This is a genomic window from Ruegeria sp. BHSC029 (assembly GCF_059613085.1).
In genome coordinates this window covers 109,974-124,556 of the sequence record NZ_JBXWRU010000001.1, presented here as the reverse complement: position 1 = coordinate 124,556, position 14,583 = coordinate 109,974, and the positions used below count along the sequence as shown (strand labels likewise).

Annotated in this window: 13 protein-coding genes; 7 read left to right on the top strand and 6 right to left on the bottom strand. The window is 59.4% G+C overall.

Annotation, left to right across the window (positions count from 1 at the left end):
- Positions 1 to 4 precede the first annotated feature (4 nt).
- On the bottom strand, positions 5 to 484 hold the full coding sequence (locus AC2FML_RS00560; protein WP_254434961.1) for a hemerythrin domain-containing protein: 480 nt from the start codon (positions 482 to 484) through the stop codon (positions 5 to 7).
- A 105-nt stretch (positions 485 to 589) separates the two neighbouring features.
- Between AC2FML_RS00560 and AC2FML_RS00555 the strand changes: the two genes are divergently transcribed.
- From AC2FML_RS00555 to AC2FML_RS00545, 3 genes are all read left to right on the top strand, one after another.
- Positions 590 to 1,018 (top strand): RrF2 family transcriptional regulator, encoded by a 429-nt coding sequence (locus AC2FML_RS00555; RefSeq protein ID WP_496781532.1) that lies wholly within the window; start codon positions 590 to 592, stop codon positions 1,016 to 1,018.
- A gap of 255 nt (positions 1,019 to 1,273) precedes the next feature.
- On the top strand, positions 1,274 to 2,155 hold the full coding sequence (locus AC2FML_RS00550; RefSeq protein ID WP_170357484.1) for an AraC family transcriptional regulator: 882 nt from the start codon (positions 1,274 to 1,276) through the stop codon (positions 2,153 to 2,155).
- A gap of 139 nt (positions 2,156 to 2,294) precedes the next feature.
- Entirely contained in the window at positions 2,295 to 3,272 is a 978-nt protein-coding gene (locus AC2FML_RS00545; RefSeq protein ID WP_496781530.1) for an oxidoreductase, read from the top strand.
- 137 nt (positions 3,273 to 3,409) lie between these two features.
- Here the strand turns inward: AC2FML_RS00545 and AC2FML_RS00540 are convergent, their stop codons facing one another.
- Positions 3,410 to 4,243 carry a DeoR/GlpR family DNA-binding transcription regulator gene (locus AC2FML_RS00540; protein ID WP_496781528.1) on the bottom strand — a complete coding sequence of 278 codons (834 nt, stop codon included), beginning with the start codon at positions 4,241 to 4,243 and terminating at the stop codon, positions 3,410 to 3,412.
- Between the two features lie 169 nt (positions 4,244 to 4,412).
- Between AC2FML_RS00540 and AC2FML_RS00535 the strand changes: the two genes are divergently transcribed.
- The 4 genes from AC2FML_RS00535 (at position 4,413) to AC2FML_RS00520 (ending at position 10,173) form a co-directional block, all read left to right on the top strand.
- Entirely contained in the window at positions 4,413 to 6,074 is a 1,662-nt protein-coding gene (locus tag AC2FML_RS00535) for a Na/Pi cotransporter family protein (protein WP_496781526.1), read from the top strand.
- 195 nt (positions 6,075 to 6,269) lie between these two features.
- Entirely contained in the window at positions 6,270 to 8,195 is a 1,926-nt protein-coding gene (locus AC2FML_RS00530; RefSeq protein WP_244952398.1) for a DUF3604 domain-containing protein, read from the top strand.
- A 149-nt stretch (positions 8,196 to 8,344) separates the two neighbouring features.
- A complete protein-coding gene (locus AC2FML_RS00525) occupies positions 8,345 to 9,175 on the top strand; it encodes a peptidyl-prolyl cis-trans isomerase (RefSeq protein ID WP_496781524.1) in 831 nt (276 codons plus the stop codon).
- Positions 9,172 to 10,173 carry a HupE/UreJ family protein gene (locus tag AC2FML_RS00520; protein WP_260065618.1) on the top strand — a complete coding sequence of 334 codons (1,002 nt, stop codon included), beginning with the start codon at positions 9,172 to 9,174 and terminating at the stop codon, positions 10,171 to 10,173. The genes AC2FML_RS00525 and AC2FML_RS00520 overlap by 4 nt, the downstream gene beginning before the upstream one ends.
- Before the next feature lie 17 nt (positions 10,174 to 10,190).
- On the opposite strand, the gene AC2FML_RS00515 is transcribed toward AC2FML_RS00520, so the two are convergent.
- The 4 genes from AC2FML_RS00515 to AC2FML_RS00500 are packed head-to-tail and all read right to left on the bottom strand — an operon-like array spanning position 10,191 to position 14,518.
- Positions 10,191 to 11,114 carry a 2-hydroxyacid dehydrogenase gene (locus AC2FML_RS00515; protein WP_496781523.1) on the bottom strand — a complete coding sequence of 308 codons (924 nt, stop codon included), beginning with the start codon at positions 11,112 to 11,114 and terminating at the stop codon, positions 10,191 to 10,193.
- Positions 11,107 to 11,955 (bottom strand): fumarylacetoacetate hydrolase family protein, encoded by an 849-nt coding sequence (locus tag AC2FML_RS00510; protein WP_170371507.1) that lies wholly within the window; start codon positions 11,953 to 11,955, stop codon positions 11,107 to 11,109. Before AC2FML_RS00510 ends, AC2FML_RS00515 begins: the two co-directional genes overlap by 8 nt.
- Positions 11,956 to 11,966: 11 nt before the next feature.
- On the bottom strand, positions 11,967 to 13,763 hold the full coding sequence (locus AC2FML_RS00505; protein ID WP_496781521.1) for an IlvD/Edd family dehydratase: 1,797 nt from the start codon (positions 13,761 to 13,763) through the stop codon (positions 11,967 to 11,969).
- Complete coding sequence (locus AC2FML_RS00500; RefSeq protein ID WP_496781519.1) at positions 13,760 to 14,518, bottom strand: SDR family oxidoreductase; 759 nt, start codon at positions 14,516 to 14,518, stop codon at positions 13,760 to 13,762. Before AC2FML_RS00500 ends, AC2FML_RS00505 begins: the two co-directional genes overlap by 4 nt.
- Between the last annotated feature and the right edge of the window lie 65 nt (positions 14,519 to 14,583).

Here is a 14,583-nt window from a genome sequence, read left to right as displayed (position 1 = left end):
CCCTCTACCGTTCGAACCGTGGAAACAGGACCTGGTTTTCAAGCATCATGTGCCGGTCAAGATCCGCCAAAAGGTTCCGCAGCCCATCGTAAAGCCGTCGCCAAGACCCGCAGGCATGTGCGGGCGGTGTCAGGTCATGGGTGATATGCCGGATCAGAGCGATACTCTCGGCGTGGCCATCGTGATCGGCGCGCATAACCCGGATCGGGTTTTCGATACCTTCCATGCCGCCCATGCGCATGGCGGGAAACAGGACGATCTCCTCTTTTGCCATGTGCGTTTCCATTTCGGCCGCCAGTTCGGCCAGGGCGCGGACCAACCCTCGGGGGGCTTGGGGGTCGTCTCGGTGAACCAAGGCCACGCGTTCAGCAAGATGTTGAAGCTGTTCAAGCTCGGTCCGGTGTGTTTCGTGATACCGTGTGAGGATGTGATCAATCAGAGCGTCTGTCTCAAGATCAGCTTCGTGCATATCGAAGTTCGTCATGGTCCGTGCTTTCAGGTTCACGACCCGAGCACCTCGAATCGGAATTTGATTTGCGCATTCTGTTTTGCTAATACGCATAGAAAATACCGATTGGAAAACGCGACCATGCGCCTCACCTCATTCACTGACTATGGTCTCCGCATTCTGATGCGGCTGGCTGGCAGCCCGGACCGCCCGTTTTCAACTGGCGAACTTGCGGATGAATTCAAGGTGTCACGCGCCCATCTCGCCAAGGTCATTTCAGCATTGGCCAATGCCGGATACCTCAAAACGCGGCGGGGCGGTGGCGGCGGGGCTGTCCTGTCTCGCCCGGCGTCGGACATCCGCTTGGGCGACGTAGTGCGCACTCTGGAGACCGGGCAACCAATCGTTGAGTGTTTCTCGGCCGATGGCAGTGCGTGCACTCTGACTCCAAGCTGCCTTTTGAAGGATCGACTGAAGCTAGCCGAGCAAGCGTTTTTTGACGACCTGAACCGGGCAACACTGGCTGATTGCATCTATCGCCCACCGTGGGAGATTTCAGCGGCGGAATAGCAGCCGGTCTGCCCCTTCGGACAATTCGCCTGGGTTCTCTTAGCAGCAATCAGGCTGCGAACACTGTTACCTTTGTGCCTAGACCGGTCAGATCAGATGCCCCCCAATCTCGGCAGCGACGGTCAACCGCACGCCTCTGGAAATTCAGTCAGCTGTTTCTCCGGCGGACTTGCCTGATCCTCCGAATGTCAGACCAAAACTCTTGTGCGGAAAAATGCAGGTTGTAGTCTTGGCAGACTGGCCGGAGAGACCCCATTGGAACTGCAGAGACTCCTTGACGACGCCAAGGCGCTGATTACCGAGGCCCAGCTGGATGACGGCTTTTGGCCCTGTGGTGTGCGGGACATGGTATTGGCCCAGACGCGCCAATCCAAACGCCCGTCATGCTCGGTCGTTGAGCCCATGATCGGGCTGGTGCTTCAGGGCAGCAAGTCGGTGCAGTACGGAACCGAGCATGTCCGTTATGACGCAGGGGACGTCATTGTCGTGGGAAGCGCCCTGCCAATGGTCTCGGGCCTTGTGGATGCCTCGCCCGAAAACCCCTACATCGCCTTGTATCTCGGCATCGACATGCGCGTATTGCGGGGCGTCTACACCGACATGGGCGGCACCTCGCTGGACGATGCTGGTCCGGCCCTGGAAAGCGGTCAGGCCGATGTGGAAGTCATTGATTCATTTGCACGTCTATTCCGTCTGCGCCGAGATCCGATCGCAGAGCAAACGCTGGGGGCCGCCGCAGTCCGCGAGGTTTATTTCCGGGTTCTGCGCAGCGACAAAGGGCGCGCACTGCGCCGTATCATCCGCGCGGACAGCAAGGCCAATCAGGTCGCCAAGGCAATCGCGCATATCCGCAAGGAGTACCGCTCGACGATCAAAGCCTCGGACTTGGCCGCGATCTCGGGCATGAGCGCGTCGGTATTCTATGACGCCTTCAAACGGGTCACGGCCAACACTCCGCTGCAATTCCAGAAAGACCTGCGCCTGACCGAGGCTTTCCAACTGCTTCAGCAGACGGGAACGCCTGTATCGAGTGTTGCACACGCAGTTGGGTATGAAAGCCCGGCCCAATTCAGCCGAGAGTTCGCCAAAAAATTTGGCGTTCCGCCCCGAGAACTGACCCGGGATCACGTGACCTGAGCTGCACGCTTTGCTCTTGGGTTTCGGAGAATCGAGCAAGAGTTGAGGAGGAAGCTCTGTGTTCCACCCGAGGCGGGCAGGTTAGGTTCATCCATGATGCAACCGGGCGATGTTGCCCCCGAAATCGCAAGGATACCTGATGGCAGTCTCCGACCAAGTTCCTTCAAATTCAGGATTTCACGCAAAAAGCACGGCGGCCGAAGTGCTGGCCGATATCGACCTGACCGGAAAGACCGCAATCGTAACCGGTGGCTACAGCGGCATTGGCCTCGAAACCGTCCGCGCCCTTGCCGACAAGGGGGCCGCGGTGATCGTTCCCGTACGCTCGGAAACCAAAGCGCAAGAGAGCCTGGCGAGCGTGGACGGCAATGTCAGAACCGCACCGATGGACCTGGCGGATCTGGGATCAGTCCGACGGTTTGCCGAAACGGTATCCAGCGACCTGCAAAACCTGGATCTGCTGATCAACAACGCCGGGATCATGGCGTGCCCCGAGGCCCGTGTTGGACCCGGTTGGGAATCCCAATTCGGTATCTGCCACATGGGCCACTTTGCCCTGACCAAGTTGCTGCTGCCGCTTTTGGAGCAAACGCCGGGCGCGCGGGTCGTTGCTCTTTCCTCGACCGCACACAAGATTTGCGACGTGCATTGGGATGATATCCAGTTCGAAAAGACGGACTACGACAAATGGCAGGCCTATGGCCAAGCAAAAACCGCAAATGCGTTGTTTGCCAACGCCCTGTCCCGCCGTTTGGCAGCGACCGGCGGGTTGGCGTTTTCGGTACATCCCGGTGGGATATTCACCCCTCTGCAACGGCACCTGCCGAAGGAAGAGATGATCGCACTGGGTTGGCTGAACGAGGATGGCGAGCCGTCCGCATTGGCCAAGGAGGGTTTCAAGACGCCCGAACAGGGCGCGTCAACAACGGTTTGGGCGGCGACTTCGCCAAAGCTGGTTGGCAAACCAGGAGTGTATTGCGAGGACGCCGACATTGCTGCCCCGACCGACCCCAACAGCCCGACGGCCCGATATTTTGGGGTCAACGCACATGCCTGCGATGACGCATCAGCCGAAAAGCTGTGGGACATAAGCGAACGGTTACTGCAAGAGGCCTGATACCGACGCAATCCGGTCGGGATGATCCCGGCCGGACTACGCTTCTTAGGGATAAGGCAGCGCCAAGGTTTTAGACCGCAATTTCGCCCCCTGGCCCTCTGCGCTGCCGGTCCCGGCCCGGGCTGGACCTCAACGGTTCAGGCCAAAGCCTGCTCGGGCGCAGGATCGGCGATCAACAGTTCGACATCTGCCACGCTCAGCGCCACAGCCAACTGGCTTGGCGGGACCGTGTCGACGATCAACGTGTCCAAATCCGACAGTTCGCACACTCTGTGCAACTGCTTCTGATTGAACTTCTGGGCATCCAGCAGAAGATGACGTTCCGCAGAACGGCCCAGCATCGCGCGTTTGACGGCGGCGATATCACCGATCGGCTCGCTGGGGCCATCATCGGACAATCCCGACGCGCCGATCATGCAGCGATCGACGTTGAACCGGCCCAGAAACTCCAGCGTTTCGTAACCAACGACGGCAGCCTCGGCGGCAAGATAAGCACCGGGGCAAACAATCACCTCGGCCGCGCTGCCGCCCAGTGTCACGGCCACCGGAATAGAATTCGTGATGACAGTGCAGCGTATGTCGCGATATGCCAATGAGCGCGCCAGTTGAGCGGTTGTCGAGCCCGAGTCGATCATGACCGTCTCACCTTCACGCACAAGGCCAGCGGCGGCGTTTCCTATCCGCTCGCGTTCGGCAACCCGGGCCGCATTGCGCTCGTCCAAACTGAGATAATGCCCTTGCACCGGCGCCGACGCGCCACCGTGCGCACGCGCAATCAGGCCGTCTTCGGCCAGCGCGTCAAAATCCCTGCGGACGGTCTCGGTGGATACGTCGAAACTGCGGGCCAGATCACTGATGCGCACGTGCGGGCGCAGCTTGAGCTCAAGCAGGATACGTTGGCGACGATCGGACTTTTTCAGCCGATCCCGCCCTTTCTTGCTGTGTTTCTGACGTGTTTTGGCCTTTGACATCCTATTGCCCCGGCTAGACGACATTCAATTTCTGTGGCGTTTACCTCATATTTGCAAATATTTTGTTGCATTACCCTCAAACTGGTGATGAAAATCGTCGGACTCACCCCATTGTGGAAGGCAAAATGTTGGCCATGCAACGGCGCAGCGCAAACAAGGTATTGAACGCATGATCGTGCTGGCCACCCATCTGGCGGCCGGCGTCGCCCTGCTTTTGTGGTCTGTCCGGTTGATCCGGACCGGAGTGGAACGAGCGTTCCTGCCCGAGTTGAAACGCGGCCTGAAAATCCTGTCTGAAAACCGAATCTCCGCTGCATTGGGTGGCGGTATGGCAGCGATGCTTATGCAAAGCTCGACTGCAGTTGCATTGATCGGAGCCGGATTCGCGGTATCGGGCATGCTGGCCCCACCCTCGGCCCTTGCGCTGCTGCTGGGGGCAGAGGTGGGATCCGCCCTGATGGCAAAGGTGCTGACCCTGCCCGTCCAGGCGGTGATGCCATTCGCATTGCTGGTCGGCGTCGTGGTGTTTTTGAAAGCCGGTCGACGGCGGACGAAACAAATCGGGCGCATCACCATCGGTTTTGCCCTGGTGCTGTTGTCGCTTGGAATGATCCGCGAAGCCACAGTGCCAATCGGGGCCAGCCCAATCGTTCAAAGCATTGCCGCATATTTTCAAAGTGACTTGATCAGCGCCTATGTGGTCGGCGCAATTCTGGCGTGGCTCATGCATTCCAGCCTTGCCGCGGTGCTGACCTTTGCCACATTCGCGGCGTCAGCACTGGTTGGCGGCACGGTGGCCGCCGCACTGGTCATCGGTGCCAATCTCGGTGGCGCCGTGATCTCATTCGCCCTGCTCTGGTCGCAGGAGCGCCCGGCCAAGTTGATCGTCCTTGCCAACCTGGTGGCTCGGGCCTGTGTCACTTTGGTGGCGCTGGCCCTGCTGCTGACCGGCGTACTGAACATATCCGCGTTCGGCACAGCGCCCGGTCAACAGGTGGTGATGCTGCACATTGCGATGAATGTCGCCCTTCTGGTCGTTGCGCTGCCGTTCACCAACCTGCTGATCCGGTTGGCCGACACGTTCGTTCCCCGCCACTCCAGCATCACCGCCGACAACGTGACGGCATTGGACCCCAGCGCACTGGACCACGTGCCTCTGGCGCTGGCCTGCGCACAGCGCGAACTGCTGCGCATGGCTGAAACGGTTCAGGCGATGCTGGTGCCGACCATTCACCTGTTCCGGAACTGGGACCCCGAACTTACCCGCACCATCGAATTGCGGGAAAACGATGTCGACCGCATGCATTTTGATATCAAAATCTACGTCTCGCGCCTGCGGGAAGGCGATCTGACACCTCAGCAGGAGAAAAAGACACTCGAGTTGGTGTCGATGGCCAACAACCTTGAAGAGGCCGCCGACCGGATCGCGGTCAACCTTGTGGCCCTGGCGAAGAAAATGGCTGACGAGGGCATCACATTTTCCAAGGAAGGTCTGACCGACATTGAACAATTCCACGATCAGATCACAACGAACGGCCAGTTGGCTCTGAGCATTCTAACCACCGGCGACGCTGAGGCGGCCCGCCAATTGGTCGCCGAAAAGGATCGCATCCGGATCGAAGAGCAATACCTGCAGGAGCGCCACCTGAAGCGCCTTCAAAGTCGGGGTCCGGCCAGCATCGAGACAACCAATATCCACCAGGAGACGCTGCGCCTATTGAAGCAAATCAACGCGGCGCTGGCCTTTGTGGCCTACCCGATCGCCGAAGAGACGGGCGATCTATTGGAAAGCCGCCTGGCCAAACCGCGGATAATCTCGGACGCACCTTAGTCACAGCACTCGTCGGATCGCACTTAAACAGACCGGCGGCGAAGGCTCCCGCCCTTCCGTGAGTGCAAGGCTTTTCTGGCTTCCTGAACCCGGCAGAATTGACAGTCGGTCCCACCCACATGCTATCGTCATATCAGAATGTTATGACATAAAACCGTTTCTTTGAATTCGAAGCTGTTGAATTGGGAGGTTCTCATGCTGCGACTCTACGTCTGTTCAATGCTGCTGACACTCGGCCCGGCAGGCGTTCTCGCCGACGCTGTGCCGACCAAGGAAGCTGCAGAGGGAACCTTTGCCGAGCGTCCGTTCTCGCCCTATGCCAACCGGACATTCCCGGAGCGCCCTCTTTGGGGGGACACGCACCTGCACACCGGGTTGTCACTGGACGCCGGAACGTTCGGGAACACGCTGCTGCCGGATGACGCCTGGCGATTTGCGAAAGGCCAACAGGTCATCTCGTCGACCGGACAACCGGTTCGGCTTGCGCGCCCACTGGATTGGATGGTTCTTACGGATCATACCGACCTGATGGGGTTTGCCCCGGACCTGCAGGCCGGAAAGCCGGGGGTCTTGGCACATCCCAAGGGTCTGGAATGGTACGAAGGGTACTCTGCGGGCGGAGACGAAGCTGCCAAAGCGGCGTTCGACATCATTTCCAATTTCTCGCAAATGACCCTTCCGGAAGACCTGCTTGAATCATACAGCCCCGGAGCGGACGCCTTTGCGTTTACCTGGGAACATATCGTGATGGCCGCAGAACGGCACAACGACCCGGGCAATTTCACAGCGTTCATCGGTTTCGAATGGACCTCGGTGCCCAAGGGATTCAACCTGCATCGAAACGTCATGCTGCGCGATGGCCCGATCCGTGCGTTGCAGATGGTGCCGCCGGTCACGCAGCCGCCCTATGGGAACACGGATCCGAAGGCACTTTACGAGTGGCTCGAGGAGTACCAGGCCAAGACCGGAGGCCGTGCCGTTGCTTTCGCGCATAACGGCAATCTGTCGAACGGCTGGATGTTCCCGACCGAAGACACCTATCACGGCGGCAAGGTGGATGAGGAATACGTACAGAACCGCGCCAAGTGGGAACCGCATTACGAGGTCACCCAGATCAAGGGTGACGGCGAAGCCCATCCCTATCTCAGCCCCGACGACCCATTTGCCGACTATGAAAACTGGGATGTCGGGAACCTCGATATCTCCGAGCTGAAAACCGATGACATGCTGGCCGGCGAATACGCGCGCGAGGCGCTGAAGCGCGGGCTGATGCTTGAAGAGAAATTTGGCGTGAACCCCTACAAGTTCGGGATGGGCGGCGCGACGGACAGCCATACGTCGCTGGCAACGGCCGAGGAAGACAACTATTTCGGCAAATCCGTAAGCGCTGAGCCGTCGGCTACGCGCGTTCTGCACCCGTTTGTCGAAAGCGATCTGGGCGCCTTTGAGGGGCATACGCTGGTCGCATCGGGCTATACCGCAGTCTGGGCGTCCGAGAATACGCGCTCGGCCATTTTCGACGCGTTCAAGCGACGCGAGACATACGCCACGACCGGGCCTCGCATCGGGCTTCGTTTCTTCGGCGGATGGGATTTCGATGAGTCCGACCTGCTGACGCGTCTGGTGGCCGATGTGGGATACACCAAAGGGGTGCCGATGGGCGGTGACCTGCGTCCGCCCGAGGGTGAAGGCGCACCGACTTTCCTGATCGGCGCGCTGCGTGACCCCGTCGGTGCGAACCTTGATCGAGTTCAGGTCGTCAAGGGCTGGTTGGATGCAGACGGCGCGCTTCAGGAAAAGGTCTACAACGTGGCCTGGTCCGACGATCGTGCGCTGGATGCCAATGGTAACCTTCCCGAAGTCGGCAATACCGTCGATCTGGATACCGCCAGCTGGAGCAACTCGATCGGCGCATCGGAATTGGTGACCGTTTGGACGGATCCCGACTTCGATCCCAACGCGCGGGCATTCTACTACGTGCGGGTTCTGGAAATCCCGACCCCGCGCTGGGTGCTGTACGACAAGCTTCGTTTTGGAATCGATCTGCCGGCCGAGGCCCAGTTGATCCATCAGGAACGTGCGTATTCGTCACCGATCTGGTACACGCCTGCCAGCGAATGAACCAAGACCGAAACCGGGGGCGCGGGATCGCGCCCTTGGGCCGGGGTCGTTGCTGCAACATCTTCACCCAAGTTGAAATTGGCGATTTGACATGACGGGCCGTTGGGATCAACGATCGGGTATCGAATTGCCAGCAGGTCAGATCTTTCATGCGCTTTTACAAAGAACCGCTGTTCCATTTCATTCTGATCGGGCTGGCCATTTTCGGCTGGTTCTATCTTGTATCCGACGAGGCCGAGCCCCCGGAAGAGGCCGAAACGATCACAATTGACAGCGACGACATCGCGCTTTTGAGAACACGGTTCGAGGCCAGCTGGAAACGCCAACCCACCGACGCCGAGTTGCAGGCGCTGATCGATTCCTGGACCCGCGAAGAAATTCTTGTGCGCGAGGCCCGAAAGCTGGGCTTGGACCGTGGTGATCAGGTGATCCGGGCCCGCCTTGCCCGAAAAATGGAGTTTCTGACTACCGCAATTGCGTCCTCGGTCGCCCCCGAGGAGGCTGTTTTAGAAGAGCATCTGGCCCAGAACGCAGACCGCTTCACGACCCCCACCCTGATCGCGTTTGATCAGATCTATATGGGTGATGCCCCAGACCCGGACGTCGTCGACGATACTCTGCAGGCGCTGAACGGTGGCGCGGATTGGTCCAGCCTTGGCGTTTCGTCCTTGCTGGCGCGGTCGATGCCACTGACAGCCGCGGGTGCAATCGACACAACCTTTGGTCGCGGGTTTGCGTCACAGCTTGACGGGAGCGAGCCGATGATTTGGATCGGTCCGATCAACTCGGGATACGGGCAACATCTTGTCCGCGTGACCGAAGCAAAGCCCGGTTATCTTCCGCCGCTCGCCGAGATCTACGACTCCGTTCTGAACGATTGGCGCAGGGCGACGGCTCAGGACCTGGCGCAGGCTCAATACGAAAGCCTCGCCGCCCAGTACCGTGTCGAGACACCCGAATCCGCAGAGGGCGGCTCGTGAAGACGGTCTTCTTTGTTCTGCTGAGTTTCTGGCTGGGCATGGTTCCGCAATTCGGCCGAGCACACGCGCTTGACCCCGGCTATCTGGACCTGAACGAACTGGCGCCGGGCACCTGGAGAATCCTTTGGCGTATTCCCGACGTGAACGGACAACCCATGGAGATCGATGCGGTTCTGCCCGACCATTGCGCGCCGGCAAATGGCCCGGAGCCAACAGCGGAAAACCAGGCTTGGGTGTCTTCTTGGATTGCAGAATGTGATGCCGAAATCGCGGGCCATGTTGTGGCCATAGACGGGTTGGAGCGCCAGCAGAACGATGTCTTGCTGCGCGTTCGACCGCTGAACACTGAACCCGTGACGCTCAGATTTACGCCTGATGAGGCCGAATTGATGGTTCCGGCGGAGCCTACGATCTGGTCGGTTTTCAGCAGCTACTTTCTGCTTGGGTTCGAACACATTTTGGGCGGCTGGGACCACCTGTTGTTCGTTTTTGCGCTTTTTGTTCTGGTGCGGAACCCATGGCGGTTGGTCGGTGCGATAACCGCGTTCACAGTCGCGCATTCGCTGACGCTGGCGATGGCGACGCTTGGGTTTCTCAACGTGCCCGCCGGCCCCGTCGAAGCCGTTATTGCCTTGTCCATCGTATTCCTTGCTCTGGAAATCCTGAGGCACAAAGAGGGCGAGCTGCGGTTATCCGAGCAATACCCGTGGATCGTCTGCTTCAGTTTCGGCCTGCTGCATGGGCTTGGCTTTGCCGGTGCTCTGGCTGAAATCGGCCTGCCTTCGCAAGAGATCCCTGCAGCGCTGCTGGCTTTCAACATCGGCGTCGAGGCCGGTCAGCTTGCCTTTATCGCAGTGCTCGCGCTTCTGATTGCGATGTGGCGCCTTATCGCGCCACGGAACGCCGGTTGGGTGACCCACTTGGCCACCCCCGTAACAGGCTATGCCATCGGCTGCATATCGCTCTATTGGCTGATCGAGCGGGTCAACGGGTTCTGAGCGCCCAAGCGGTCAATTCACAGATCTTTGCATTCTGGCACGGCGGTCAGAACCGATCCGTCCTTGAGATGTTGCAACAGATTGTCGACCGTCAGATCACCCATCGCGGCACGCGTTTCGACAGTAGCACTGCCCGCATGCGGCAACAGAACCACGTTTGGCAACTCGCGCAACGCTTGTGGAACGCGAGGTTCATCCTCGAAAACATCCAGCCCTGCCCAGCCAAGCGCACCGCTTTGCAGCGCTTCAATCAAAGCTGCCTCGTCAACGACGGACCCGCGGCTGACATTGATCAGCGTGCCCCTGCCCCCCAACGCCCGCATCACCTCGGCGTTGACCAGCTTGTTGGTCGACGGCCCGCCCGGTGTTATGCAAATCAGCACATCCACGTGTTCGGCCATGTCGACCAGTTTGTCGAAATACCGGTATGGCACATCCTTGGGACTGCGGGTGTGATAAGAGATTTCGGGCGACCACGGCGCCAGTTTGTCGGCAATCGCCTGGCCGATACGGCCAAGCCCCAGAATTCCAACCTTTTGATTGTCGGCTGATCGGGTCAAAGGGGCATTGCCTTCTGTCTCCCACCGTCCCGATCGGACGTATTCATGGTCGCGAACAAGCTCTCGGTAGCAGGCCAGCATCAGCAGAACGGCGGTGGTTGCGACCTCGTTGTTAAGCACATTCGGGGTGTGCGTGACGACAACTCCGCGGGCTGCAGCAGCCGTTGCATCGACCGCATCATATCCAACCCCATAGACGCTGATCATCTTCAGGTTTGTCAGTTGGGCCATCAGGTCGGGCGGCACGCCGTCATGTCCGTTCGTGACCACATGGGTGATGCGCGCGGCATCAAAATCGTCCAGCCGGCGAATATCAAATGCGGCGGACAGCCGATCTTTCATCCGGTCGGTAATCCCGCCGATCTGCAACAGCTCAGTCATCCTGACTGACCTTCTGCCGCTGCAAACCCAGCCCGTCGATCCTCAGGTCCATCACGTCGCCCTTCTTCAAATAGACCGGATCGGGCTTGATCCCCATGCCGACCCCGGGCGGTGTGCCGGTCGAAATCACGTCACCGGGATGAAGGGTGAACAACTGGCTCAGATGCTCGATGATCTCGGCAACGGTAAAGATCATGGTGGCCGTGTTTCCGGTCTGCATCCGCTGACCGTTCACATCCAGGGACATGCCCAGCGCCTGAGGATCGGGAACCTCATCGCGGGTTACCAGCCACGGACCGGTCGGACCGAACGTGTCGCAGGACTTGCCCTTGGTCCATTGTCCGGTCAGCTGCGTCTGGAAATGCCTCTCGGACACGTCATTGACGATGCAATAACCGGCGACATAGTCCAAAGCATCGGCCTTGGAGACGTATTTCGCCGTTTTGCCGATCACCACACCCAACTCGCATTCCCAATCGGTATGGGTGGACCCGCGCGGCATCACAACGTCATCATAAGGCCCCACGATGGCGGAATTTGCCTTGAAGAACAGGATCGGATGCTTGGGAATATCCGCGCCCGTTTCGGCAGCATGGTCCGAGTAGTTCAGTCCGATGCACAGAAATTTTCCGATCTTGCCCACGCAAGCTCCGATCCGCGGATCCCCTTCAACAATCGGCAGGCTTTCGGGATCAATTGCGCGCAGCCTGTCCAGCACGGCGTCGCCCAGCGTTTCACCGGTGATATCGGTGACATGGGCGGACAAATCCCGCAATTGCCCCGCAGAGTCGACCAACGCAGGCTTTTCCGACCCTGCGGCTCCGTAGCGAACAAGTTTCATTTCGGTTCCTTTTAGTGATTGTCCCGCGGCAGGAATTGCCGCGCGATGTCCCTGAATTTGTCGGCGCCCTTCAGCGTCATGCCGCGATCCAGACGATCGACCTTCTCACGGAAGATCTCCTGCCAGGGTGACTGGTCGGGCGGGACCGAATAGCCACCTGCAGCTTCCAGTTCGCGGGCGCGTTCATGCAGCTCCTCCAGCGGAACAAGCATATCCGCAGTACCTTTGCCCAGATCGATGCGCAACCGATCGCCATTTCGCACCAGCGCCAGCCCGCCGCCTTCGGCCGCCTCGGGCGAGGCGTTCAGTATCGACGGGCTTCCGGACGTGCCGGACTGGCGCCCATCACCGATGCAGGGCAGCGCCTCGACCCCTTGTTTCAACAGGTATGAGGGCGGCCGCATGTTCACCACCTCGGCCGCGCCCGGGTAACCTTTGGGTCCGGCGCCGCGCATGATCAGGATACAGTCTGCGTCGATGTTTTCTGCCGGATCATCGATGCGGTGATGAAAGTCCTCAGGCCCGTCAAACACGACCGCCCGGCCCTCGAAAGCATTGGGGTCATCCGGGTTCGACAGGTAGGCCTCGCGGAAAGCGGACGAGATCACCGATGTCTTCATGATCGCGCTTTCGAACAGGTTGCCCGAGAGATTGATGAACCCGGCCTGATGCTTGACCGGATTTCTCACCGGCTTGATCACGTCGTCGTTCAGCGACCGGCGTGTCCCGCAGTTCTCGCCCATCGACTGGCCGTTGACCGTCAGCGCATCGGGATTGGGCAGCAATCCGGCATCAATCAACTCACCGACCACGGCAGGGACACCGCCGGCGCGCTGGTAATCTTCTCCAAGGTATTTCCCGGCCGGCTGCATGTTGACCAGCAGCGGTACGTCGTGACCCAGGCTTTGCCAGTCATCGTTGTTGAGAGGAACGCCTAGGTGCCGGGCGATCGCATTCAAGTGGATCGGCGCGTTCGTCGATCCACCGATCGCCGAGTTGATGACGATCGCATTTTCAAATGCCGCCCGCGTCATGACATCGCTTGGGCGCAGATCCTCCCACACCATTTCCACGATGCGCTTTCCGGTTTCATAGCTGATCTGTCCGCGTTCCCGGTACGGGGCCGGTATCGCGGCGGACCCGGGCAGTTGCATTCCCAAGGCTTCGGCCAGGGAATTCATCGTGGTCGCCGTTCCCATCGTGTTGCAATAGCCAACAGAAGGCGCCGAAGCCGCCGCGATTTCCATGAACTCATCAGTGTCGATCTCACCGGCAGCAAGGTCTTCCCGAGCCTTCCAGATCACGGTTCCCGACCCCGCGCGTTCACCCTTCCACCAGCCGTTCAGCATCGGGCCGACCGACAGAGCGATTGCGGGGATGTTTACGGTGGCTGCCGCCATCAAAAGCGCCGGCGTGGTCTTGTCGCAACCGATGTTCAGAACCACGCCGTCGATCGGGTAACCAAACAGACTCTCGACCAGCGAAAGATAGGCCAGATTGCGATCCAGCGAGGCAGTAGGCCGCTTACCCGTTTCCTGAATCGGGTGCACCGGAATTTCGATGCACGTGCCGCCGGCCGCGATGATCCCGTCGCGTACGCGTTTGGACAGTTCCAGGTGGTGGCGGTTGCACGGGCTGAGATCGCTACCCGTTTGCGCAATGCCGATGATTGGCTTGCCGGATTGAAGCTCGGCGCGGGTCAGGCCGTAATTGAGATACCGTTCCAGATACAGCGCGGTCATCTCGAGGTTCTCCGAATTCATGAACCATTTCCGCGACCGCAGATCGTCCTTTGTTATCTTCGTCATTGGCCTGACCACCCCCCATCGATTATGTGTGTATGTCCTGTGGTGAAAGCACTCTCATCGCTTGCCAGGTAGACGACCAGTGCCGCTATTTCTTCCGCCTTGGCGACGCGGCCCATGGGCTGGCGGGCCACGAACTGCGCCATGGCTTCTTCCCTGCTGCCCAGTTCTTGGGCTAAAGCCTCGACCCGATCGCGCCAACTGGGGCTGTCGACCGTTCCGGGGCAGATGCAGTTGCAGCGGATGCCCTTCGTGATGAAATCAACCGCAACCGATTTCGTCAGCCCCACAACCGCAGCTTTGGTCGCGCCATAGACAAAGCGGTTGGGCGCGCCGATGATCGACCCCAAAGCGGAAGACATGTTGATGATCGAGCCGCCGCCCCGTTCGACCATCCCCGGCAGCACAGCCTTCGTTGTGCGCATCATGGACCGCACATTGAGGTCCATCGCAAAATCCCACTCTTCATCGGTGGCGTCCAGGATGGTCCCGTGATGCACGAAGCCCGCACAGTTGAACAACACGTCCGGATTTGCCCGCTCAGCCCCCTGAGCGACGCTGGCGTCATCGGTGACGTCCATCTCGAAAATTTCGATATTTTCGAGATTCTCGGACCGAATCGAAGAAAGGTTTTCGAGGTTGATATCCGTCGCAAACACCTGCGCCCCTTCGCGCGCCATTGCAATTGCGCTGGCACGACCGATACCCTGTCCGGCGGCCGTCACAAGGACGCGCTTCCCCACAAGTCTTTCTGACATATGTAAAATTTACCTTTCACTACTTGCGATCAAACACCAGGACCCCGGGCCCGAGTGCGACCGGG

What these genes read in the sequence shown, in the direction of transcription:
- AC2FML_RS00560 (WP_254434961.1), bottom strand. Translation starts at nt 484, where the DNA reads ATGACGAACTTCGATATGCACGAAGCTGATCTTGAGACAGACGCTCTG.
- AC2FML_RS00555 (WP_496781532.1), top strand. Translation starts at nt 590, where the DNA reads ATGCGCCTCACCTCATTCACTGACTATGGTCTCCGCATTCTGATGCGG.
- AC2FML_RS00545 (WP_496781530.1), top strand. Translation starts at nt 2,295, where the DNA reads ATGGCAGTCTCCGACCAAGTTCCTTCAAATTCAGGATTTCACGCAAAA.
- AC2FML_RS00540 (WP_496781528.1), bottom strand. Translation starts at nt 4,243, where the DNA reads ATGTCAAAGGCCAAAACACGTCAGAAACACAGCAAGAAAGGGCGGGAT.
- AC2FML_RS00535 (WP_496781526.1), top strand. Translation starts at nt 4,413, where the DNA reads ATGATCGTGCTGGCCACCCATCTGGCGGCCGGCGTCGCCCTGCTTTTG.
- AC2FML_RS00530 (WP_244952398.1), top strand. Translation starts at nt 6,270, where the DNA reads ATGCTGCGACTCTACGTCTGTTCAATGCTGCTGACACTCGGCCCGGCA.
- AC2FML_RS00525 (WP_496781524.1), top strand. Translation starts at nt 8,345, where the DNA reads ATGCGCTTTTACAAAGAACCGCTGTTCCATTTCATTCTGATCGGGCTG.
- AC2FML_RS00515 (WP_496781523.1), bottom strand. Translation starts at nt 11,114, where the DNA reads ATGACTGAGCTGTTGCAGATCGGCGGGATTACCGACCGGATGAAAGAT.
- AC2FML_RS00510 (WP_170371507.1), bottom strand. Translation starts at nt 11,955, where the DNA reads ATGAAACTTGTTCGCTACGGAGCCGCAGGGTCGGAAAAGCCTGCGTTG.
- AC2FML_RS00505 (WP_496781521.1), bottom strand. Translation starts at nt 13,763, where the DNA reads ATGACGAAGATAACAAAGGACGATCTGCGGTCGCGGAAATGGTTCATG.
- AC2FML_RS00500 (WP_496781519.1), bottom strand. Translation starts at nt 14,518, where the DNA reads ATGTCAGAAAGACTTGTGGGGAAGCGCGTCCTTGTGACGGCCGCCGGA.